This is a genomic window from Sphingomonas ginkgonis (assembly GCF_003970925.1).
GTDB classification, from domain to species: domain Bacteria; phylum Pseudomonadota; class Alphaproteobacteria; order Sphingomonadales; family Sphingomonadaceae; genus Sphingomicrobium; species Sphingomicrobium ginkgonis.
In genome coordinates this window covers 1,033,627-1,058,152 of the sequence record NZ_RWJF01000001.1, presented here as the reverse complement: position 1 = coordinate 1,058,152, position 24,526 = coordinate 1,033,627, and the positions used below count along the sequence as shown (strand labels likewise).

Genomic DNA, 24,526 nt, shown 5'->3' with positions numbered 1-24,526 from the left:
GCGTCCTGCTATGCAGGCGGTTGACCATGACCACCGCCGCCGAGCCCCGTTCCCTGTGGATCCTGCTGCACCGCTGGTTCGGGCTGGGCGCGATGCTGTTCCTTGCGCTCGCCGCGCTCACCGGCTGCATCCTCGTCTTCGCCGCGCCGCTCGACCGCGCGCTTAACGCCGATTTGACGATCCGCCGGAGCAGCGCGCCCGCGCTCCCGCCGCTGGTCGCGGTCGAGCGCTTCGCCGCCGGCCGACCCGCGATGCAGCTGCTTGGATTCCCGCTCCGCCAGCCTGTTGCGCGAACCGTGGCCGTGGACGTCGGGCCGCTGCCGGGAGCGGCGCCGCTCGGGTTCGACCAGATTTTCCTCGATCCCGCCGACGGCTCGCTCGTCGGCACACGGCTCAAGGGACCGGCCTGGGATCGCCGCGGGTTCGTCGCCGGACTGGCGGAATTCCATTACGACCTACTCGCCGGGAAATGGGGCCGCTGGCTGATGGGGGTGCTCGCGCTCGGTTGGCTGCTGACCAACTTCGTCGGAGTTTGGCTGACCTGGCCCGCAAAGGCGCCCTATTGGAGCAAGTGGAAGCGGATGTGGAAGGCGAGCCCGTCGAGCAGCCTGCCCCGCTTCCTCCTCGACCTCCATCGCGCGTCGGGCCTGTGGCTGCTCGCCGGGCTCAGCATCCTCGCGCTGACCTCGGTCTGCATGAACTTTTTCTCCGAGGCCTACGAGCCCACGGTGACCCGGCTTTCGCCGCTCCGCTACGACCTGTTCGACCGCGACGCCCCCTTTCCGGACGGTGCCCGACCGACCCTGCGATTTACCGACGCTCTTCGGCTGGTCGAGCGGCAGGCCGCGGCCGACCGCCAGCCGTGGATCCCGGCAACGATGGTCTACCGCCCCGACTGGAATTTCTACGGCGTGACCTTCACCCGCGACGGCACGCTCGACTATCGCGCGCTCGGCCCCGTCTATCTCTATGTCGACGCGAGGAGCGGCGCGCTGCGCCACCGCGTCGATCCCTATATCGACAGCCTGGGCCTGAAACTCATCCGCGTGCTTTATCCGTTGCACAGCGGGCAGGTCGCAGGGTGGCCGACCGAGCTGCTGATCTTCGTGCTGGGACTGTCGACGATCGAAATGAGCATCACCGGTTTCTACATCTGGCTGAAGAAGCGCCGGTCGCGGCGCGCGCAGGCGGCCGCGACCCGGCGGCGGCTGGCGGCGGCGGCGGCATGACCGACCGGCTGGAAAGCGGAGTTCGCCAATTCCATCGGCGCACCTCGGAGGACTATGCCCGGCTCGGCGCCGATGTCAGCACGCTCGGTCAGCGCCGAGCGGTCGCCGAACAGGTCCGCGAGCCGTGGCGCAGCGGCGGGCCGGCGATGGCCTCGTCCGAGACGCTGACGGTGACGCCGCCGGGCGTCCGCATCCGCATCCACCGGCCCGTCGCCGGCGACGACCTCCCGGTGCTCGTCTATCTCCATGGCGGCGGCTGGACCCTGTTCAGCATCGACACGCACGACCGGCTGATGCGCGAATATGCCGCGCGGTCGGGCTGTGCGGTGCTCGGCGTCGACTATAGCCTGGCGCCCGAGGCGCGGTTCCCGACCGCGCTCGACGAGGTGGCGGCGGTCCTCGCCTTCATCGCCGACAGCGGGCGCGAGCACGGCCTCGATCCCGCCCGTATCGCGCTCGGCGGGGACAGCGCCGGCGGCAACCTCGCGCTCGCCTCCGCGCTGCGGGCACTCGGCCAAATGCCGCTCGGCGCGCTGCTGCTCAACTATGCGGCGCTCGATCCCGACCCGACCGGCTCCTACGCCCTCTACGACAGCGACGACTTCATGCTCCTGTCGGAGGAGATGGCCGACTTCTGGCGCAACTATCTCGGCGAGGACTTCGCCGCCTCCCGCGATCCGCTCGCCAGGCCGCTGCTGGCCGAGCTGGACGGCCTCCCCCCCACTTTCCTGTGCATCGCCGAGTGCGATATTCTCTGCGACGAAAACTTAGCCTTGGCGGAGCGGCTCCGCTCTGCCGGCGTGGACACCCAGGCCGTGGTCTACCCCGGCGCGAGCCACAGTTTCCTCGAGGCGGTCGAAGTCTCTCCGCTCGCCGACCGCGCGCTCGGCGAGGCCTCCGCCTGGCTCCGGCGGCAGCTCGGATGACCGAGCCGTTCGTGCCCGCCGACCCGGCCGCGCTGGACCGGCTGGTCGATGCCTACCCGCTCGGCTGGATCGTTCCGACCGCCGACCCGTCGCTCGCCTCGCCGATGCCGCTGCTGCTCGGCAAGGCCGAGCCGCGCGCGTTGCTCGGGCACCTGCCGCTGGCGGGGGCGCTGGCCGGCGCCCTGCGCACGGATCCGCGCGCCACCTTCCTGTTCCAGGGGCCCGCCGGCTACATATCCCCTGCGCTAGTTGATGGTCCCAATTGGGCGCCAACCTGGAACTTTGCGGTGGCGGTGGTGACCGGGACGGTCCGCTTCGACGAACTGCTGACCGACACCGCGCTCGACCGGCTGGTGGCGCATGTCGAGAAGCAGCAGACCGACCCGTGGAGGGTCGCGGAGATGGGCGAGCGCTATCCGGTGCTGCGCGCCCGGGTGATCGGCTTCGAGGCGGCGATCGAGGCGGTCCGAGTGCGCTTCAAGCTCGGGCAGGACGAAAGCGAGGCCGATTTCGGCACCATCGTCGAGCGCCATCCCGATCGCGAACTGGCCGCCTGGATGCGCAACTACCGCTAGTCCGCGGCGAGCCGCAGAGCGCTGTGGTGACGCCCGTAGCCGAGATAGATGCCGACGCCGAGCAGCATGTAGCCGAGCAGGATCGAGAGCGGGATCCAGTCGCCGGCGATTGCCTTGGCGACAATGTCGATCAGCACCGGTCCCATCATCAGCAGGCAGGCGAGGATCGCCAGTGCGGGAACGACGCCGATCCACTGCCCCCCTATCCACGCGCCGCCGATCGGCACCTTGAACGGACGCGGCAGGTCCGGGTGGGTGGTCCGCAGTCGAATCACCGCGATCGCGACCGAGATGAAGACCAGCGCCGTCCCGATGCTGACCATGTCGGCGAGCAGGGAGATCGGGAGCAGCGCCGCGGCGACGGCGGAAATCACCGCCACCGTGACCGTGCCGTTGGCGGGCGTGGCCCGGATCGGGTGGATGGCGGCGAGCGCCGGCGGAAGCAGCCCGTCGGCGGCGATGGCGAATAGGATGCGCGACTGGCCATAGGTGTTGACCAGCAACACCGAGCCGAGTCCCGTCAGCGCGCCGACCTTGATCACGACGGCGACGACCGGGAGCCCGATCGCGCTCACCGCCAGGGCGATGGGGTCGGGAACGCCGAGCGAGCGGAACGGCACCAGCCCGGTCAGCACCAAGGCGACCACCGCGTAGATCAGGGTCGAGAAGAGCAGCGCGCCGAGGATCCCGACCGGGACGTCGCGCTGCGGCCGCCGAGCCTCGGCGGCGGCGGTCGCCACCGCCTCGAAACCGAGGTAGGCGAAGAAGAGGATCGAGGCGGCGCGGAGGATCCCGGGCACGCCATAGTGGAACCCGCCCTCGTTGGCCGGGATGAAAGGGCTCCAGTTGGTGCTGTCGACATGACCGGCCCCGACCAGCACGAACCCCGCGAGCACGCCGCACTTGATGACGACCAGCAGCGTGTTGACCGCCGCCGACTGGCGGATCCCGCGGATCAGCACGAGGCTGGCGACGGCCAGCGCGGCCGGGGCGACGAGGTTGACGCTTGGCGCGAAGCTGAAGCTGGTGTCGCCGCCCCGCTGCGCGGCCTGCACGGTCGAGGTCGCGAACGCGGCGGGGATGTGGACTCCAAAGTCTCCGAGCAGGCTGCCGAGATAGCCGGCGAAGCCGACCGCCAGCGCCGAGCCGGCGAGCCCGAACTCGAACATCAGCATCCAGCCCAGCCCCCACGCCGCCGCCTCGCCGAGCACCGCATAGGTATAGGTGTAGCTGGCGCCCGACACCGGGAGGACCGACGACAGCTCGGCGTAGCACAGGCCGATCAGCCCGCAGGCAAGCCCGGCGAGTGCGAAGCTGAGGATGACCGCCGGCCCGGCGTAGTTGGCGGCGGCGGTGCCGGTCATGACGTAGACGCCCGCGCCGATGATGCAGCCGATGCCGATCAGGATCAGCTGCACCGGGCCGAGCGTGCGGGTCATGCCGGTGCTGTCCGCCTGGGCCCGGACCGTGTCGATCGGCTTTCTGGCCCACGGCCGGTGCGGCTTCGTCGCCATCATTTCTTCTCCTCCGGAAGCCATTGGCGTCGCTCGCCGCGCTGCTCGAACCAGGGGGCCTGGACCGGGCCGGCCGGCCATAGCGGGGTTAGCGTCGCGCCGTCCCACAGCCGCCCGTCGCGCATCACCGCGCGGATCCGCCGGGCATTCCGGAGGTCGAGCCGCGGGTCGGCGTCAAGGACGACCAGGTCGGCGAGCTTGCCCGGCTCGATGCTGCCGAGGTCGGTCGCCCGGCCGATCGTCTCGGCCGAACCGATGGTCGCGGCGTGGAGCACCTCGGCCGGCGTCATGCCGCCCGCGGCGTGCGCCTCCATCTCGTAGTGGAAGCCGATCCCCGGGGCCTCGCCGTGCGAGCCGATCCCGACCAGTCCGCCCGACCGTTGCAAGGCGGCGGCGTCGGCGGCGATCGCGGGGAAGCGATACTCGGTGAACGGGTGCCATTCGCGGTGGAGGAACATCTGGTCGAGCGCGAAGCCCGGCCAGAAGCGCCGGAGCTTGGGATCGCCCGCCGGGTCGTCCCGGCTGATCGACCAATCCTGCCCTTCATAGCCGCCGTTGGTGATCTCGAGCGTCGTCGTGTAGCTCGTTCGCATCTCGCGCAGCAGGGTCAGCACGTCCGGCTGCAGCGGCGCGGCGACCAGCGCATGCTCGTTGCCCGCATACCCGTCCATGATCTGGGTGAGGTCGAGCTTCATCGACAGCGCGCCCTCGGTGGTCGGCTGGAGGCCGAGTTCCCGCGCGGCCTGCGCCATCCACTGCCGGACCCGCCGGTTGCCGGTGCGATATTCCTTGACGTTGCGGAGCCGGTAGTCGTCCCGGTAGCGCCGCAGCACCGCGCGGACCTCGTCCAGCGACTGGAAGCGGTTGAACGAGAAGATCGCCATGCCCGTCGAGCGGAGCCGAGGGCCCAGCATCAGGCCGCCGTCGAGCGCATCCTGATAGGCCATCATGTCGATCGACAGGGTCGAAGGGTCGAAGCTGGTCGTCACCCCATAGGCGAGCCGGGCGCGAAGGCCCCAGTCGTCGAAGCCGAGCACCTCGCGGCGAACGGTGGCGACATGGTCGTGGGTGTCGATTAAGCCCGGGACGATGGTCGCGCCGGCGAAGTCGAGCCGGCGCGTGCCCGCTGGCACCGCCAGGGTCCCGGCGGGGCCGACCGCGGCGAAGCGGCCTCCGACGACGAGCACGTCGCCGCGCTCGATCACCCGGTCGCCCCCGGCCATGGTCAGCACCCGCGCATTGGCGAGCAACAGCGGCGGCGGCGGCGCGGGACGGTCGAACAGGGCATCGAGGCGCCACAGGCGGCCCTCCGCCGGCGGCGCGCCGGTGTCGAGCGCAAGCGAGTCGACCGGCTGCGCCACCAGCCGCGATCCCGCCGACCAGAAGAGGGTTCGCCCGTCCCGGCTCCATTCGAAGAAGTCGGCGCCGCCGCGGGTCAGCCGGCGGAACCGGCCCTTGTCGCCGGTGAGGTCGAGCGTCGAGTCCGCCGCCGGCAGCGCCAGGAGGAACAGCTGCTGCGCGACCTGCGCCGCGACTTGCCGCCCGTCCGGGCTGATCCGGAGGTCGTCGACCGGCTGCGGGCCGTCCTGGAAGTACCAGCCCGGACCGATCACCTGGACCCGCCGGGTGTGCGCTCCGGTCCCTCGGTCAACCTGTTCCAGCCCGGCCGAGCTCATCACGAACAGCCGGCCGTCATGGGTGAACTGGGGCCGGCTTCCGATGTGGCCGCTCATAACCACCCGGGCCGGGCCGCCGCTTGCCGGTAGGGTCACCAGCTCGGCGTCGCGCAGCTTGCCGAACTCCATGTAGAGGCGGAGCCGGGCATCCTGCGCGGAACGGACCGCGACGATGGTGCGGCCGTCGGGCGCGAAGACCGGATAGGTGTAGAAGGCGGGCCGGTCGGTCAGCCGCCGCGGGGGAGCACTGCCATCCGCCGGCGCCGACCAGATCGCCCCGCCGGTGGCTTCATCCCAGCTGACCCACGCCAGGGTCCGGCCGTCCGGGCTCCAGCTCGGCTGGTACGCCGGCAGCGCGGCAGGAGGTACGGCGAGCCGGGTCGGCGCTCCGCCGTCCAGCGGCATGATGAAGACTCGGCCGAGCGACGACCAGGCCACCCGGCGTCCGTCCGGAGCGACGACCGCGAACTGCGCCAGCCGGGCATGGATCGGCCCGGCGTCCTCCTCGCGGATCGCCTGCCGGGTCGAACCGCCCACCGCTAGGTCGACCGTCGCGCGGAACGGGACGGCGGTGACTGCGCCCCCGTCGATGGCGACCTGCTCGATCCGGCCCGCGCGCGACAGGACCAGCGCCCGGCCGTCCTCCGAGAAGGCGTAGCGCGGCAGCAGGTCCTGCCACATCGACGCCTGGAGCTGGTCGTGCTCGGCGGGGAAGACGAGGCTGCGGTCGGCGCCGGTGGAGAGGTCGCGGAGGCGGATTTCCGTCCGCCCCTCGCGCCTCGCGCCGTAGGCGAGAAGGCGTCCATCCCGCGACACGGCGGGGCGGAAGAAGGCGCCCGGATTGAGCGCCTTGCGGGGACCGTCGGGCTCCGCCACCAGCACCGTCTCCGCGCCGGTCGCGAGGTCGCGACGCACGATCGTCCACTCGTCGACCGTATCGAAATCGAGCCCGCCGACGCGCCTTGCAAAGACCAGCGATCGCCCGTCGGGCGTGGCCACCGCACCGAGCGTGCTGCGCCACAGGTCACGCGGCGCGTCCACCGTGTCGCGGATGGGGACCAGCAAACGGCCGGCGCCCCCACCCGCCGAATATTGCCACAGCTCGTAATTATTGAGGTCGGCGCGGTAGCGGCTGACGAACAGCGAACGTCCGTCCGCGCTCCAGGCCGGCGAGGCCATGACCGTGTCGTCGTCGTTAAAGCTGAGCTGGTGCGGAGCCGAGCCGTCGGCGCTCATCACCCACAGATTGTCGGCGCCGGAGCGATCCGAGACGAAGGCGACGAAGCGTCGGTCGGGGGAGAAGGTCGGCTGGGTGTCGAAGCCGGCGCCCCCGGTGAGGCGGATCGCGGCGCCGCCGCCGGCCGGCACCGAATAGAGGTCGCCGAGCAGGTCGAACAGGATCCGACCCCGTCCCTCGTCGAGCGAGAGCCAGGTGCCGCGCTCGGCGGTGAAGCGGAGATGGCGCGCCGGCGCGATCGGCAGGGCCTGGCCGGGCGGCTGCTGCGGCGGCCGGGTATCGCTCGTCGCGGGGCGGTTGGCCAGTTCGGGTTCGTCGCCGTGCTGGGCCCGGAGCGGCGCGCCGGCCAGCATCAGGACAAGGGCGAGCCCGAAACGCCCGCCCCGCTCACCGCCGATGCCGACCCGGATCAGAACCGCCCGGTCAGCGTCAGCAGGATCTGGCGACCGGACCCGTAGACGCAACCCGCCGGGCCAGAGCAGCGCGCCACGTAGCGCTTGTCGAAGATGTTCGAGCCGTTCAGCGACACCCGGTAATGCGGCGCATCGTAGTGGAGGATCGCGTCGAACAGGGTTGCCGCCTGGCCGTAATAAACGACGGGATTGAAGGGCCCGGGCAGGCTGCCCGCGCTCTTGCTGGTGTAGCGGACTCCGCCACCGAGACCGAAGCCAGCAAGCGCGCCGTTCTGAAAGGAATAGTCGCCGAACAGCGAAGCCTTGTGCTTGGGCGTGGTCGGCAGCGGCTGGCCGATCTCCGCCGCCGTGTTGCTTTCGAGAACCCTGCTGTGATTGTAGCTGTAGCTGCCATTGAACGAGAGCTGGTTGCGGATGCGAGCCACGAACTCCAGCTCGCCGCCATAGACTTCGACCTTGCCGCTCTGCGTGCCGAACACCGGGGAGACCGACGGGGTCGTGCTGACGACGTTGGTCTGCTTGATGTCGAACAGGGCCGCGGTCGCGAAGACCCGTACGTTTGGCGACAGTGCGCGCCCGTCATACTTGACCCCACCCTCGACCTGCTTGCCGGTCGATGGCTTGAAGGCCTTGCTCGTCGTCCCGTCGACGCCGATCTGCGGCTCGAACGAGGTGGAGTAGCTGATGTAGGGCGCCAGCCCGCTGCGGGTCACATAGCTGCCGCCGACGCGGTAGGTGAACTTCTCTGCCCTGGTGCGGTTCGTTCCCGCTGGTGCAGTCACGGCAGTGAACGGGTCGAGGTAGCGGCTGCGCACCCAATCGTAGCGCGCCCCGGCGAGGAGATAGAAGTTGCCGATCTTCAGCTGATCTTGGGCGTAAGTTCCGGTCTGCTTCAGCCGCTGGTGATTGTAGCGGGTCGGGTAGCCGAAGTCCGAGGCCGCGCGCGCCGGCCAGACCGGGTCGTAGGCGTTGACCGTCGCGATCCCGAAATCGAACCCGAAGTCCGCCGCGTTCCGAACGTTCCGGTAATCGACGCCGACCAGGAACTTGTTGCGGATCGCGCCGGTGTCGAACGTTCCTTCCACGCGGTTGTCGATCGCGAAGCTGTTGACCCGCTCGCGATAGGTGAAGTTGGAGATCGTCACGTCGCGGAAATAGTTCGGCAGCGCGGGGTTAGTCGTGTTGACGAACCCGCCGCTGTCGTAGGCGCCGTACGGCGTCGCTTCCTTGTAGCGGCTCCACTTGGCGTTCGACCGGAAGGTTGCGGCCCCGAACCGGTGCAAGAAGTCGTAGCCGACCCCCCACTGGTTGCGCCGGTAGAGATAGTCCGGGCTTTCGAGGTTGGTGCGGTGCGACAATTTGCCGTTGGGGTTGGGCAGCAGCGTGCCCTGCACCGGGAGAAAGCCGGGCCCTCCACCGCGGATGTGATCGTTCTGATAATAGGCCAGCCCGGTCAGCTTGGTGTTGCTGCCGATCGTCCAGGTCGCGGTGGGCGCGATCAGCGCTCGGCGGTCGCGGACATGCTCCACCTCGGCGTGCCGGTCGAGATAGAGGCCGGTCAGCCGCGCGTCGAACCCGTGCGCAAGCGGGCCAGTGATCGTGCCTGAGACCTGCTTGTAACCGTAGCTGCCATATTTCAGGTTCAGCTCGCCGCCCAGCTCATCGGCGGCGCGGCGGCTGGTCTCGTTGTAGATGCCGCCTGGGGGCGCATTGCCGTAGAGGACGGAAGCCGGTCCCTTAAGCAGCTCGAGGCTCTGGAAAGCGTAGAGGTCGAGCCCGACCGAGTAGATCGTCGTGGAGATGGGCGCCGCCAACCCGTCGATATACTGCTTGGGCGTGAAGCCGCGGACGGTGAAGAAGTCGAACCGCAGGTCCGGCCCATAATTCTCTCCGAACACGCCCGCAGTATAGCGGACGGCCTGCTGCGCATCGGTGAAGTTCAGGAGATCGATCTGGTCACGGGTGACGACCGACACCGACTGCGGCGTCTCGATTAGCGGGATGTTGGTCTTGTTTGCCGCTTGCGCGCCCTGCGGAACATAGTTGCGGGCGGTAACAATAATCGCGCCGTCAGCGGTACGGGCAGTCTTGATTGTGCCTGCCGTATCTTGGTCGGCGTCGGTTGTCGTGGTGGGTTGCTCTCGAATTGACGGAGTTGATTGTGCCGATGCTACCGCAGGGATCAGCAGCGCCACCCCCGCTAGTAAGCTCCAGCGCAGATCCGACCGGCGAAGGCTCATCGATTCCATGCTCGTCGCCCCTGTTTCGCCGGCTCGCCCGGCTTTGATACTCCTGCTTACGTCTATGGCTAAGCGGTCACGCGAAGGCACGGAGACGGATTTAAATTTATCGCAAACGGGCCGCTTGGCCAGCTGAAAGCATAATGATGATTTTAGGATCAGCCTTCGCTCCGCTCGCCGCACGTTGTACGATCCTAGCGGCAAATGGCTCAGCTTTCTCGGGGTGACTGAAGCCATGAAGAAGACGCTTGGTTTGCAAGTTCTGGCGTCTGAAAAGACCCATTCTTGGACGCTGAGGCTCGGCTTCCTGTCGCCCGTAAACGGACGATCGTTCATCGAGGCTGGCTGAGGTAGGAGAGACCCCGTGCCAACGTTCACGGTGACATCGTGAAAACCCTCAAGCAGTCGTTCGAAGACGTCAAGTCGAGCGCCGGCTGTCTGCCAGGAGCAGAGGGCCCGCATCGAGGTGAGGAGGAGGGATTTCAGCCGCTCCTCCGCCTCTGCTCGTCTCTTCGTGGCTAGCTGATGCTTGCCGTTAGAAGCGGAAGATCAGCTTCATGTTCGCGCTCTTGCTCGTGACATGGTCGCCGTAGAGCCCGGTGAAGCCGAACTGCAGCGTCGCACGGTCGCCCGCCTTCGCCTCGGCGGTCAGGCCAAGCAGCATCGTCTGCTTGTCGATCGCGGTGGCGATGCGGGCCGGGTCCGACGCGTCGGGCGCGCCGACCAGCCGCAGCGGAGCGACGATCTGGCCCTTGTTAGCGAACTGGTAGCCAACCGTTCCGAACAGCTTAAGCGGGCCAGTGTCCAGGCCGGCGCTGACCTTCGGGGTTGCCGAAAGATACCAGCGGCTCGACCCGACGCTGCGCGCACCGGTGCCTTGGAGCCCCTCTTCCGAGAAGCTCTTGAAGGACATGCGGATACCCTGGAGCTCGAGCTCGGGCCGGGCAAAGAAGGTCCCCGCCGAGAAGCGGTAGCCGAGCTTCGCATCCGCGCCGCGGTATTCGGTTCGGATCGTCGCATCGCCAAAGCCAGGCGCGAAGATGTCTTGGTAGCGGGTCGTCGGGAAGCGCTGGCTACCGGCGGCCAGCGCCAGCCCGAACACGCCATCATCTCCCGCGAAATGCTTCTCCACCCCGATACCGGCGTTGAAGTTGCGCCCGTCCTTGCCGACGAACCGTCCCCCGTCGGCGTGAAGCTCGCCCTCACGGGCAACCCCGACCGCGGCGCCGATCTGCCAGCCGCCACCGATCGCCGCCGCCCCGCCGAAGCGCAGGCGCGCCGGCATATCCACGGCCACGTCCATCGACCCACGCGAACGGCTCAGGCGATGCGTCTCCACCTGTCCGAACAGGCACAGGCCCGCGCGAGTGGGCCGAGTATCGCAGTCCAGGACGTTGGAGCTGAAGTCACGCGCGGCATCCAGCTGCTCGATCACGGGCGTCAGCAAGGCCTCGGGACCCAGTTCGCGGAAGATGTCGGCGTAAACCTGCTCCTGCCCGGCGGTGAGGTTGCCGAGCAGTGTCAGCAGCCGCCCGATCTGCGCTGCGCCGCCGACCTCGACCGAGGAGTCGAGATTGTGCCCGATCTGCCGCTGGTTGGCCGACAGCCAAGGCAGACCGAAGTTCGGCGTGAGGGTCAGCTGGATACCGGTCGAGTTGGCGAGGATCCCGTAATCGATTGCCAGCGTGTCCACCGGCTTCAGGCCGAGGTCGGTGCCGCCGCCCGCCGCTGCGATCAGCGTCAACGGATTGTTGTTCTCCAGCCAGGTGAGCGTGATGTTCGCCGTGCCATTGACGACCGCTGTGCCGGTCGCGTTGATCCGGTCGCTGGCATAGGGCCCGAAAGCCACGTCGTAGTTCATGACCCCAGTCGCCGACTGACGGAAGTCGCCGTTCAGCGCGACGGTGCTGATCACCGACGTACCATTAAGCAGGTCGTTGCGCGGATCCGTGATCGTCGGAGGCGCGAAGGTGGCGCCATGCAGCAGGTCCAGCGGGTAGCGGCTGGCGCCCAACCCGAGCAGCAGGTTACCGTCGTTCTGGAAGGCGCCGGTGCTGCCCGCCCCGCTCCGCAGGTTGAGCGTATCGATGGTCAGGAAGGTCGCGCCGGCGGCGTTGTGCACGAGGTTGTTGCCGGAGCCGAGATCGATGTTCCCGACGGTCAGGCCGTTGTTCTCGAGCCGATCGTTGCCGAACGTTCCCGTCAGGGCCAGGCCAGACACTGAGGAAAGGCTGTTCTGAATGGTGACGACATTGTTCGCGCCCCCGGCGAGGGCGATGCCTGCTCCCGTCCCGCTGCCGCCGCGGATCGCGCCCGCCGCCGAGACAGTGATGTCGCCGCCACCAAGGCTGCCGACGCTCTGCGCCACGATGGCGGTCGAGTTCAGGCCGGTGGCCAGCACCGCGCCATTCACGCCGAGGGAGGTCGCGTTGGCTCGCCCGGAGCCGCCGGCCGTGCCCGCGAACAGGCCTTCGACATAGCCGCCGCCGCCGCCAAGGCTCTGCGCTAGGATTCCGGTGGCGTTCGCGCCCGTGACCAGCAAGTCGCCCGTCTGGTTGAGGGTGATCGTGCCGCCATCGCCGCTGTTCGAAGCCGATAGGGTGACGGTCGAACCCGCGCCGGGGTTGAACACCGCGCCGCCGCCGCCGCCGATCGACTGGAGGAGGATGCCGTTGGCACCCTGCCCGGCAGTCATCACCGTCCCGTTGTTGACGACGGTCACCGCGCCCGCGGAGCCCGCTGCGTTCGCCTGCCCGCCGAGCAGGATCGAACTTGCCCCCATCCCGTCGAGCGTGACGGCACCGCCGCCCGCGCCGATCGACTGGACGACAAGGCCGTTCGCATGGTCGCCTAGCGTCGCGAACCCGCCCGTGAAGGAGAGGGTTACCGCAGCCCCGTCATTGCCGCTGCCGCCGGTGGCGCCGAGCGAGACGATCCCGGCTGTACCAGCGCCGTTGTCGACCGCCAGGGTCTGCTTCCAGCCCTGCACATGCTGGCCGGTGGCGACCGCCGAGGCGTCGACCGGTGGGGACGCCTGGTCGGCGCGCCGCACGCTCGCGATCGCCTCACCGCCGCCCCCGCCGATCGACTGGATCACGGCGCCGTGCGCAAGATCGTTGGTGGTCACCACGGCGCCGGTCTGGGTCCGCGTGACCGCGCCGCCCGACGAGTCCGAAGTGTTGACCGCGCCCAGGCCGAGCCGGACGCTGTCGATGAGCGCCGGGTCCTCGGTGGTGAGATTGACCAAAGCGCTTCCGCCACCGCCGCCGATCGACTGGAGGAGGACGCCGTCGGCAGCCTTGCCGGTGGTGACGATCTCGCCGCTATGATTGCTGACCAGCGCTGCGCCGGAGCTGTCGTTGCTGTCCTTGGCGCCGAGGCCGACCGCATAGATCGCCTGAGCGCTGACATCACCGGCGATCGTCGCATCGGCATCGACCACCGATCCACTGATCGTCAGCGCGCCGCCGCCGCCGCCTACCGAGCGGATGGTCGTACCCTTGGCGAAGTCACCGGCCGCGCCCAAGGTGCCGGTGACGGTGATGTTGACATTGCCGCCGTTGAGCTTGCTCGCATCCGATGCGCCGACGCGCGCGGCGACGATGACCGGGTCGACCGGCTTGTTGACCGGCTCGCCCGCGACTAGGTTGGGGAGGCCATTCAGCGAATAGAGGTCGGGGAGCACGAGCCCGGACGGGAGCGCGCCAGACAGCGAGGGCACCGCGATTCCGGTGATCTCGAAGCTGACATGGCCGCCGCCGCCGTTGATGCTTTCGGCGACGATCGCCTGCGAGCCTTCGCCGAGCACAGTGATATCGCCGCTGTGAACAACGTCCACCTGTCCGCCAAGCCCCGAGCTTCCGCCGCCTTCGGACCCGACCAGAATGCCGAGCAGGTTTGACGCGACGAGGGTCTTCAGCTCGCCCGTCAGCGCGACCGCGAAGCCGGCACTTCCGCCGCCACCGCCGATCGACTGGGCGACAATGCCATCGGCGTTCTTGCCCTTGGTAATGATCTCGCCGCTGTTGGAAACGGTGACATGCCCGCCATCATTGCCATTGCCGCCGATCCCGCCGAGCGAAATAAGCGGAGACTTGTCCCTCGACCTGAGCAGGAGGTTGGCGGACAGCGTCAGTCCCCCGTTGCCGCCGCCGCCGCCGATCGACTGCGCGAGAATGCCGAAGCTCCCTTCGCCACTGGTGTGGATCAGCCCGCTGTTCGCAACGGTGACATCGCCGCCGGGGTTGCCGTCGCCGCCGCCCCCGCCGAGGCTTACCCCGACCGAAATGCTACCCTTCGCGCCATTGCTGATGGTGGCATCGAGGATTGACGACCCATTACCGCCGCCGCCGCCGAGGCTCTGCGCAAAGATGCCATGCGCCGCCTTCCCGGTGGTGATGATGGTTCCCGAGTCTATCCCGCCGGTCGGTGAATTGACGACATTGACGATGCCGCTTTTCCCGCCCGAGCCGCCACCAGCGCCGATCAGGATCTGAAGCGCGTTGGTCTGCCCGCCGTTCCTGTTGATCAAGGTCGACGAGTTTGAGACCGAACCCGCGTCGCCACCGCCGCCGCCAACCGACGTGGCACTGATCCCGATCGAGCCGGCACCGGTGGTCTGGATCAGGCCATGGTTGAACACGTCGACCCGGCCGGCGAGCTGGCCGTTGCCGCCGCCCCCGCCAATCAACAGGTTCATCGTGTTAATGTCCCGCGCGAGCTGGGTCTCGATGTTGTAGGTCGCGCCTCCGACCCCGCCGCCGCCGCCGATGGACTGGGCGCGGATGCCGAACGAAATATCGGCTTCGGTCGAGATGATCCCGTCGTTGCGAACCTCGACATCGCCGGCCACCGAGCCGTCGCCGCCGCTCCCGCCAACGGTCACGGCAATGGTCGTTGCCGACTTGTCGCTAAGGCCTTTGGTGTAGGGCTTGATGGTCGACGCCGAACCACCGACACCGCCGCTCCCGCCGACAGATTGCGCCAGGATACCGTCGCTCGTCACGCCCTTGGTGATGATGGTCCCGTTGTTCGAGACGGTCACCTTTTCCGACTGGGCGCCGGCGCCACCGCCGCCGCCGACCACGACGGCCACGCTGTCGGTCTGGTCGGTGGTAGTCGTGCGCGCGGATCCCGCGATTCCGCCGTCCCCGCCGATCGACTGGGCGACGATCCCGCGGGCGCTCTCGCCATTGGTGGTGATGAGCGCCGCATTTGTAACGGTCACGGTGGAGCTGTGACCGCCCGCCGCGCCATCAAGGCCGATCGAAACCGCTGCGCCATTGTTCGTCGAGGACGTTCCGGAGCCGTCGCGGAACTGACCGCTGACCGAGATGCTGCCGCTCATCCCGCCGGCGCCGCCGACGGATTGCGCCACGATTCCATTGCTCTTGTCCCCGGAGACGAGAATCTGGCCGCTCGCGTTGACGATGACCTTCCCGGCGGTGCCGCCCTTGCCGCCTTCGCGGCCGATCGAGATCTTGAGGTTGTTGTCCGCGCCAAGCAAGGCGCCGGCGTTGAACGCGACATTGCCGCCGCCGCCTGCGAGCGACTGCGCCACCAGCCCGTTGGAGAGCGCGACCTGGGTGACGATCGTGCCGTTGTGGTTGACGGTCACGTCGCCTGCCGAGCCCGCGTCGCCTGCCGCGCCGCCAATCGCCATCGAGAAACCGTTGACGGTCGAGGTCTTGGTCGAGTCCCCCCGGAACTTGGTATCCTCGCCGAGCAGCATCACGCCGACGTTGAGCGCCGCGTTACCGCCGCCCTTGCCGATCGACTGGGCGACCAGCCCGCTGCTGCCAATCCCGTTGGTCTGGATCGACCCAACATGATCGACCCCGACGGCCTTGCCGTCGCCCGAGGTCGCTCCATCGCCGCCGATGACGATCTGCCCGCCGAAGCCGGTCTGGTCGGCCTTCGTGCTGCCCTTGGCAAAGGAGAAGTTGGTCCCGGCATTGCCGCCGCCGCCGCCTATCGATTGGGCGAGCAACCCGACCGAACCGGGTCCGAAGGTGTTGATCAGCGACGCATCGATTGCGCCGGTCTCGGCATAGCCACGACGGACCGTGACGGTTCCCGCGTCGCCGCCGACGCCGCCGCTGCCGCCCATCGAGAAGCTGACCGGATTACCCTTGGGGGCGAAGATGCCGACAATGTTGAAGCCGCCCGAGCCGCCCCCGCCGCCGATCGACTGAGCGGCGACGCCGGTCGAGATGCCCGCTTCGTTGCTCGCGCTGAGGGTCGCCGAGCCGTCGGCCGCCACGCCGACGATCGTGTTGACGAGCACGTTGCCGGTGCTGCGGAGGCTGACATTGCCCGCGGACCCGCCGCTGCCACCGGTCCCGCCGATGCCGATCCCGGCCGCGAAGCCGTCGATCTTGGAGTCGCCCTCGGAGCGGTTGACGTCGGCAACGATGTCCATCCCGCCGCTGCCGCCGCCGCCGGCTACCGACTGGACCAGCACGCCGTGCGAGTTGAAGCCATCGACCAGCACCTCGCCATCCTGCTGGACGGTGACGTCGCCCGACGAATTGCCGGTGCCGCCGTCACCGCCCATGCCGAAGGTGATGACCGGCTCGCTCCGGGCGAGCGGCTTGAGGCCGCCCGAGATATTGATCCCGCCGGTGCCGCCGCCGCCGCCGACCGACTGCACGGTCAGGCCGCTCGACTTGTAGCCGCTCGCAAACAAATCGGCGTTGACGCTGGCCGTCACCGCGCGGCCGAGGCCGCCGCCGCCGCCAGCACCGCCGAAGCCGGCGACGACCGACCCGTCGGTGGTGATCCCGCCGGAGATGTTCATCGCGCCGTCGCCGCCGCCCCCGCCAACCGAGGCGACGAGCACGGCCGACTTGGTGTCGCCGGTACCTTGGACCCGGATGCGCTCGCCCGAGGGCTGGCCAACCGTCGCGTTGACCATCTCGGCGTCGCCGCCGCCACCGCCGAATCCGCCCATCCCGAGGACGAGCGCGCTTCCGGTCGACTGGTCGTCCGACTTGGCGAGCGAAATGCCGCCGCTGATGTTCATGCCGCCCGAGCCGCCACCGCCGCCAAGCGATTCGACCACGATCCCGTTCGACCCGTTGAGAAGATGGGTCTTCGCACCGAACGTAATGTCGTTACCGGCAATGATGCTGTTTTCCGGCAAGAAGCTGGTCGGGCCGTCGCTGCCCAATGCCCGTACGCTGTCGACGATCGTCGCGTTGACGATCCCGGAGTCTCCGCCGCCGCCGCCAAAGCCACCGATCCCGATCGTGACCGTTCCCGCGTTGCCGGTGTTGGTCGCGGCGATTCCGCCCGACACGTTGAGCCCGCCGCGCCCACCGCCGCCGCCGATCGACGCAGCGACGACACCATCGGAATTGCTCTGCCGGGTGACGGTCTCGCCGACGCGGACGAGCGTGACATCGCCGGCATTTCCGCCGTCGCCGCCGAAACCGCCAAGCCCGAGCGCAACTCCGGCGCCGGTCCCGGCAGTCGATACCGCAATCGAGCCCGAGACGTTGAGCCCGCCGGCACCGCCGCCGCCGCCGAGGCTGAGCGCGACGACACCCGGCGACAGCGGACCCTCGGCCACATACGTCCCGCGAACGTCCGCCGTCACCGCCTTCGCATTTCCGCCGCCACCGCCGAATCCGCCGATGCCGATCGACACCGCGCCGGACGTAGAGTCGCCTTTCGAGATGGTCAGCCCGCCGGTGACGTTCAGCGCGCCATTGCCGCCGGCACCGCCGACGCTCTCGATCATCGCGCCGTAGCTTCCCGGGCCGCTGGTGTTGACGTTGCCGGCGAGCGTTCCGGTAACGATCCCCCCGTCACCGCCGTCGCCGCCGAAACCGCCGAGACCGAAGCCGACCGAACCCGTCGTCCCCTTCGCCAGCGCGATTCCGCCGCTGACGTTGAAGCCTCCGTTGCCGCCGCCGCCGCCGAGCGATTGAATGAGGATGCCGTGGGCGTCGGCGCCGTGCGTCTGGACGTTGCCGAAGAGGCTGCCGATCACGTCGCCGGCCGTGCCGCCGCCGCCGCCGAAGCCGCCGATGCCGATGTTGAGGTTGCCGGCCGTGCCAGAGCCGAGGGCAAGGCTGATGCCCGCGGTGACGTTGAACGCCCCGTCGCCGCCGCCGCCGCCGAGCGACTGGAAGGTGGCGCCGTATGCTTCGTTACCCTGGGTCAGGATGTTTCCGGTCATCGACGCGGTGACCAGCTTGCCGTCGCCGCCAAGCCCGCCAAAGCCGCCGATACCGACGCCCATCGAGCCGTTTGAGCCCTTGCTCGCAGACAGGCTACCGGTGACGTTGAACCCGCCGCCGCCGCCGCCGCCGCCCTGCGACTGGACGAGGATGCCGTAGCTCTTCTTGCCGACGGTCTGGATGTTGCCGGTCAGGTCGATAGTGACGGTCCCGCCGTCGCCGCCATCGCCGCCGAAGCCGCCGATCCCGAAGCCGAAGTTGCCGTTGGCTCCCTGGCCGATGGTCAGCGCCACCCCGCCGGTGACGTTGAACCCGCCGTTGCCGCCGCCGCCGCCGAGCGACTGCATCGTCGCGCCGAAGCTCTCCGCGCCAGAGGTCTGAATATCGCTTTCGACCTTGGCGTGAACGGCCTGGCCGTCGCCACCGGTGCCGCCGAAACCGCCGACGCCGATCCCGATGTTTCCGTTGGCGCCCTTCGATCCGGTGAGGCCAGCAGTGACATTGAAGCCGCCATTGCCGCCACCACCGCCAATCGACTGGACAAGCAGGGCGCCTGAACTGGCGCCGATAGTGACGAGGTCACCGCGCACGTTCGCGGTTGCCTGTCCGGCCAAGCCACCGTCTCCGCCGAAGCCGCCGACACCGATCCCGAGGTTACCGGCGCCGCCCTGAGCGAAGCTCATGCTGCCGGTCACGTTAAAGCCGCCGTTGCCGCCGCCGCCGCCGAGCGACTGGACGATGATACCGGAGGCCTCCGCCTCAACGGTCGACACCGCGGCAAGCGTGTTGAGCGGGTCGCTGGTGCGCTGGTTCAAATCGAGGCGAGCATCGCCCGCCTGACCGCCATTGCCGCCGAACCCGCCGACACCGACGCTCAGCGCTCCGCTGTTGCGCGCGACCGAGAGCGTGCCGCTGACGTCGAAGCCGCCGTTGCCGCCACCACCGCCGATCGACTGGACAATCACGCCGTCGGAATCGAACCCGCTCGTGGCGATGCCGCCGGTGATATCGGCGGTGGCGTTTCCAGCCATGCCGCCGTCGCCGCCCATGCCGCCGATGCCGATGTTGCCGCCGCCGGAACCGCTTCCGGCGATGTTGATCCCGCCGGTGACGTTGAACCCGCCGTTGCCGCCGCCGCCGCCGAGCGACTGCACCACCACCGCGTCGGAGTGATCACCGCCCGTGACCGCCGCGATGAGCTGCTGCGCCGGATCCACGATGCCGGCATTGACCTTGAGGGTCGCGTCGCCGGCCTTGCCGCCGGTTCCGCCGGCTCCGCCGATCCCGATGTTGAGCGTGCCCGAGCCGGTCCCCGCGACCGTCAGCCCGCCGGTCACCGAGAAGCCGCCATTGCCACCGCCCCCGCCGATTGACTGGGTGAGGATGGCGACGCTCTCGTCACCACTCGTCCGCGTGTAGCCGCTGATGTCGGCCTTGGCAGCCATCGCGTAGCCACCGGCCCCGCCGGAGCCGCCGATCCCGATATTGACCCCGCCGGCGCCCGTGCCCGCGAAGCTCGCTCCGCCGGTGACGTTGAAGCCGCCGTTGCCGCCGCCCCCGCCGAGCGACTGGACGATAATGCCGTTGCTGAAGGCGTGGGTCGTGATCGCCGCGGCACGATCGAGATCGTTCGTGGTCGCCCCTCCGTTGAGGGTCAGGCTGACGTCGCCCGAATGGCCACCGCCACCGCCGCGACCACCAAGCCCGAAGCCGACCTGACCGGCACCAGTACCGGCCGCCGCGATCCCGCCGGAAATGGTGAATCCGCCGTTGCCGCCGCCACCGCCGACCGACTGCGCGACAATGCCGTCCGACTCCATGCCGTCCGTGATCGCGTAGCCCGCGACGGTCAGATCGATATCGCCGCCAACTCCCGCGGTTCCGCCGGAGCCGCCAAGACCGATGTTGAGCGTTCCCGCGCCCGTTCCCCCGGCCGCGATCCCAGCGCTGATGTTGAAGCTTCCGGCGCCGCCGCCGCCACCGATCGACTGGGCGAGGATGGCCCCCGAGCGATCGCCCCCGCTCGATGCCACGCCGGTCAGGCTGGCGGTGACCTTCTTGGCCGAGCCACCGCTGCCGCCGCTGCCACCAAGGCCGATGGACGCGGTCCCGCCGCCCGTGCCGCCGATGCCGAGCGTGCCGGTTACGTTAAACCCGCCAATGCCGCCGCCGCCGCCGACCGACTGCGCGACGAAGGCGGTGGAGTCGTCACCCATGGTGTGCACGGATCGAACCGTCGCAGTGACGATATCCGCACTTCCGCCGCCGCCGGCGTTGCCCCCCAACCCGACTCCGATGGCGCCGCCCGCGGTTCCGCCAACGGCGAGGCCGCCAGTGACGTTGAAGGCACCGGCACCGCCGCCGCCACCGACCGACTGGATGACGATTCCGCGCGACTGGTCGTCACTCGTCGTCACCACGTCGTCCACAGTACCGGTGACGATCCCGCCGCTGCCGGCTCCGCCGCCGTTGCCACCAAGGCCAACGCCGATCGCCAGCGCTCCGGTGCCGCCAAGGGCGATCCCACCACTGACGTTGAATCCGCCGCTGCCGCCGCCGCCACCGACCGACTGGATCACCACGCCGTCGGACTGCGCCTGGAAGGTCTGAACCGTTCCGAGCGCCGAACCGGTCACGGTCCCGCCATTGCCGCCGCCGCCGCCCGCGCCGCCAAGCCCAACCTGAATCCCGCCGCTGACCGCTCCACCCAAGCTGACCGTGCCGCTGACGTTGAAGCCGCCACTGCCGCCGCCACCGCCGGCCGACTGGATGAGGACACCGGTCGACTTGACGCCGTGCGTAACGACGTTCCCGCCAACGCTGCCGATCACGGTCCCGCCGACGCCGCCATCGCCGCCAGTGCCACCGAGACCGACCGCGGCGGCACCCGCCGCCGCGCCGGAAAGCGAGACCGCCGCCGTCACGTTGAACCCGCCGCCGCCGCCGCCGCCGCCGACCGACTGGATCAGCGCGCCGCCGGAATCATGACCTTGGCCGTCCATGCCGCCCGTGTCGATATCGCCGTCGAAGGACGCGGTGACGTTGCCGCCCACGCCGCCCTTGCCGCCGCTGCCGCCAATTCCCAGACCGCCCGCAATGGCGATGGAACTGCTTCCCGCCCCCGCGACGCTGACGGAGAAACCGCCCTTGCCACCGCCGCCGCCGACCGACTGGGCCACGAAGCCGGTCGAATAGGCGCCGGTGGTCAGGATCGAACCGCCGCTGTTCACATTGACCGTGCCGCCAGCACCGCCGCTCCCGCCACTTCCGCCGAGCGACACCGCCAGGGACGCGCTTGCGCCCACTCCAACGGACGCCGCCACCGCAACCGACGCGCCGCCGCTGCCGCCGCCGCCGCCGACCGATTGCGCGAAGAAGCCGGACGAATTGTCGCCCGCCGTGCTGATGGCGACCTTGCCGTTTGCGGTGACTACCCCGCCGGTACCGCCAGCACCCCCGCTTCCGCCGAGCGCGAAACTCGCCGCGCCGAACAGACCGGCAGAGACCTGGACGGCCATGCCGCCGTTCCCGCCGCCGCCGCCGATGGACTGCAGAAGGACGCCGCCCGAGCGGTCGCCCGAGGTGACGATCGAGGGCAGCACGAGCTGCGGACTTCCGTTTACGAGTAGCGACCGCTCGAAGAAGTTGGCGGTGACCACGCCACCCGCGCCGCCGCCCGCGCCACTGCCACCGAGCGCGAGGCCGGCGAACAGGCTGACCGAAGTCGACGAACCGCCATTGCCGCCGCCGCCGCCAACCGACTGCGCGAACAGACCCATGGAGTCGTTGCCATGGGTCTCGAGCGTGCCCGACATGTTCGAGATCACCGTGCCACCGACACCGCCCCCCGCACCCGAGCCGCCGATCGTCAGCAGCACGCCGCCGGTCGTCCCGCCGTCGCCGCCGCCGCCGCCGACCGATTGCGCCTGCATCGCGGCCGACATGTTCTTCTGCGTGGCGATCGAGCCGCTGTTGTCGACGCTGACGTTGCCGCCGGCTCCGGCCGCGCTGCCGCTGCCGCCGATTGCCGCGAGGCCATAGCCGTCACCGCCGCTGCCGCCGCCACCGCCAACCGACTCGGCAAAAATGCCGCGCGAATAGGCGCCGCCGGTCGTGATCACACCCGCATTGCTGACACTGACCTGCCCTCCCTGGCCGCCAACCGAGCCGCTGCCGCCGAGCGCCACAAGGCCACCGGAGGTCCCACCCGCGCCGCCGCCGCCGCCGACCGACTGCGCGAACACGCCGTCGCTCCCCTTGGTTGCGGTGGAAACATCGCTGCTGCTTCCGAGCGTTACCTTGACGGTGCCGCCGTTCGCACCGCTGCCACCGGTGCCTCCCAGCGACACGACGCCGCCGGAGGTGTTGGCGTTGCCGCCACCACCGCCAACCGACTGCACGAAGATGCCCCGGGAATCGGTGCCGTAGGTCGTGATCGCGCCATTGCTGGCGACAGTGACATTGCCACCTGTATTCCCGGAGCCGCCACTCCCGCCCATGGTGAAGACGCCGCCCGTGCCGGCCGCCGTGCCCCCATTTCCGCCGACGGACTCCGCGAAGATGCCGTAGGATCCGATGCCGAAGGTGGTGATCGAAGAACCGGCAATGGTGTTGACGTTGACCTGACCGCCCGTGCCGCCGATGCCCGCCGAGCCGCCGAAGCTGACCGCGCCGCCGATAAAGCCGGTCGATCCGCCGCCGCCGCCGACGCTCTGCGCAAACGCGCCGTGAGCGTAATTGCCCGCGGTGGTGACGTCGCTGGTCGAGTCGAGCGTGATGGTCGCGTTGCCGCCCGTCCCGGCGCCGCCGGCGGTCGCACCGAACGCGACGATGCCGCCGGCATCTCCGCTGCTGCCGCCATTTCCCCCGATCGACTGGGCCTCGACTCCGTTCGCAAAGGTGCCGCGGGTCAGGATCGTCCCGGCGTTATAGGCGGTGACATTGCCCCCATTGCCGCCGACGCTGCCGGACCCCGCTGAGCCGACAATCCCGTAGCTGGAGCCGCCGGACCCGCCCGCGCCGCCAAGGCTCTGCACCAGAAGACCGGTTGCATTCACGCCTTGGGTGGTCAGCGAGCCGTAGTTCTGACCGGTCGCCGATCCGCCGGACGCCGCCCCGCCGCCACCGCCGCCACTGCCCAGGATGAAGGCGCCGCCGCCCGCACCGCCGGCACCGGCCTGCGAGAAGACCCACATGCCGTAGCTGTTCTTGCCGGAGGTCGAAACGTCGACATAGTTGATGCCGGTGACGTTGCCGCCGTTGCCGGCCGCGCCGCCGGGCTGGGCGTCGAAATTGCCGTAGGCCGCCCCGCCCTGTCCGCCAGTGCCGCCGATGCTGGCGATCTGGATGCCCGGCAGATTGTCCGCCGTGCTGCTGATCAGACCGCCCGAATAGGTTGCGGGAACAGTGCTGGTGAAGGTCGGCCCAGTTGCCCCATTGCCTCCGGCGCTCCCACCGTAGCCGATGATTCCGCAGATGTCGGTCAGAGGAACGCAGACCCGAATGCCGCCGCCGTCGCTGCCCTTGCTACCATTGGCCCCAGCGCGGACGTCGGAAAACTGCTCGTTGCCGGCCGGAACCGGGAAGGCCGGGAAAACGACTCCGGTCCCGTCTGCGCCACCGACCGCCGGGACGGTGTAGGAGATGCTCGAAACGACGGGGATCGTCGACGATGTCTTGCTGCTGTCCTCGACGGTGACGCCCGTCACATAGGTTACGGCCGACTGACCGGTGCCATAGGTCGTCTTGCTGACCGCAGTGACCTTGTAGCTGGTGGTCACGCCGGTGCTGCTGGTCACCGAATAGGTATCGCCGACCGCCGTCGCGAGGAAGATGATGTGATCCTGGTCGGTCCGAACCGCATAGCCGGCCCCGATGATCTCAACGACTTTCTCGTCGGCCCGGGTTACCGGGTTGAACACGGTCCCACCCACCGGGATGGGGGTGTAGTTGGCAAATGCCGGAACTGCGCCGATCAGTCCGGCCGACGCCGCGCCGAGCGACAGAGGAACGAGCAGGCGGAGGATACGCCTCAGTTTCCGCACCGCACGACGGTTGCCGGTCGGCGAGGTCGAGGCCCGGCGCAGTTCCGCCTCAAGACGTGCGAGCGGCGAGGCGAGGGCGGGATACCGGGCGCTTAGCAGCGGACGGAGGTCGGCTATCTCGCGAAGCGCCTCCGCCTTCTGGCGAGATGAAATGGCGCTGAGATCAACGTGCGAGCAAAAGCGATCGAGGACCACCTCGAGAGTGTGATGAACGCTCATGCTGGCTTCTTTCCGTCGCTGGACCGCCGGCGCAGATCGCCGCTGGTCGATACTACGCCGACAGGGGTGACAATGGTGGGAGCAGCATCAGCGACCGCGATTGCCGTCGGCCCGACGAACGCCGGTGCAGCAGGGTGCAAGCTTGGGAAAGCTTTACAAGAACGCACAATACTAGGGCCCCCGCCCCGCGACTCGACATTGGTCCAGTCGTAAGCCAACGTTATATTTAGCTTTTATTTACCGCAACAGTTTCAAAATGAATTTCGA

Annotated in this window: 7 protein-coding genes; 3 read left to right on the top strand and 4 right to left on the bottom strand. The window is 69.1% G+C overall.

All coding sequences use genetic code 11. The features are described from left to right. Nucleotides 1-26: 26 nt before the first annotated feature. Genes HMF7854_RS05065 through HMF7854_RS05055 form a run of 3 tightly spaced genes read left to right on the top strand, consistent with a single transcriptional unit; the run spans nucleotide 27 to nucleotide 2,730 of the window. The gene (locus HMF7854_RS05065; protein ID WP_126718096.1) at nucleotides 27-1,229 is read left to right on the top strand and encodes a PepSY-associated TM helix domain-containing protein; all 1,203 of its coding nucleotides are present in this window, start codon (nucleotides 27-29) and stop codon (nucleotides 1,227-1,229) included. Beyond that, nucleotides 1,226-2,155: an alpha/beta hydrolase gene (locus tag HMF7854_RS05060; protein ID WP_126718095.1), complete on the top strand. Its 930-nt coding sequence runs from the start codon at nucleotides 1,226-1,228 to the stop codon at nucleotides 2,153-2,155. The genes HMF7854_RS05065 and HMF7854_RS05060 overlap by 4 nt, the downstream gene beginning before the upstream one ends. Continuing rightward, complete coding sequence (locus tag HMF7854_RS05055; protein ID WP_126718094.1) at nucleotides 2,152-2,730, top strand: FMN-binding negative transcriptional regulator; 579 nt, start codon at nucleotides 2,152-2,154, stop codon at nucleotides 2,728-2,730. The genes HMF7854_RS05060 and HMF7854_RS05055 overlap by 4 nt, the downstream gene beginning before the upstream one ends. Here the strand turns inward: HMF7854_RS05055 and HMF7854_RS05050 are convergent. From HMF7854_RS05050 to HMF7854_RS15690, 4 genes are all read right to left on the bottom strand, one after another. After that, entirely contained in the window at nucleotides 2,727-4,247 is a 1,521-nt protein-coding gene (locus HMF7854_RS05050; RefSeq protein WP_221766410.1) for an amino acid permease, read from the bottom strand. The two genes, HMF7854_RS05055 and HMF7854_RS05050, sit on opposite strands and share 4 nt — an antisense overlap. After that, entirely contained in the window at nucleotides 4,244-7,510 is a 3,267-nt protein-coding gene (locus HMF7854_RS05045; RefSeq protein WP_126718093.1) for an amidohydrolase family protein, read from the bottom strand. The genes HMF7854_RS05050 and HMF7854_RS05045 overlap by 4 nt, the downstream gene beginning before the upstream one ends. A gap of 56 nt (nucleotides 7,511-7,566) precedes the next feature. Further along, a complete protein-coding gene (locus tag HMF7854_RS05040; protein WP_126718092.1) occupies nucleotides 7,567-9,819 on the bottom strand; it encodes a TonB-dependent siderophore receptor in 2,253 nt (750 codons plus the stop codon). A gap of 526 nt (nucleotides 9,820-10,345) precedes the next feature. Beyond that, nucleotides 10,346-24,259, bottom strand: a complete 13,914-nt coding sequence (locus tag HMF7854_RS15690; RefSeq protein ID WP_185829160.1) for an autotransporter outer membrane beta-barrel domain-containing protein — start codon at nucleotides 24,257-24,259, stop codon at nucleotides 10,346-10,348. Between the last annotated feature and the right edge of the window lie 267 nt (nucleotides 24,260-24,526).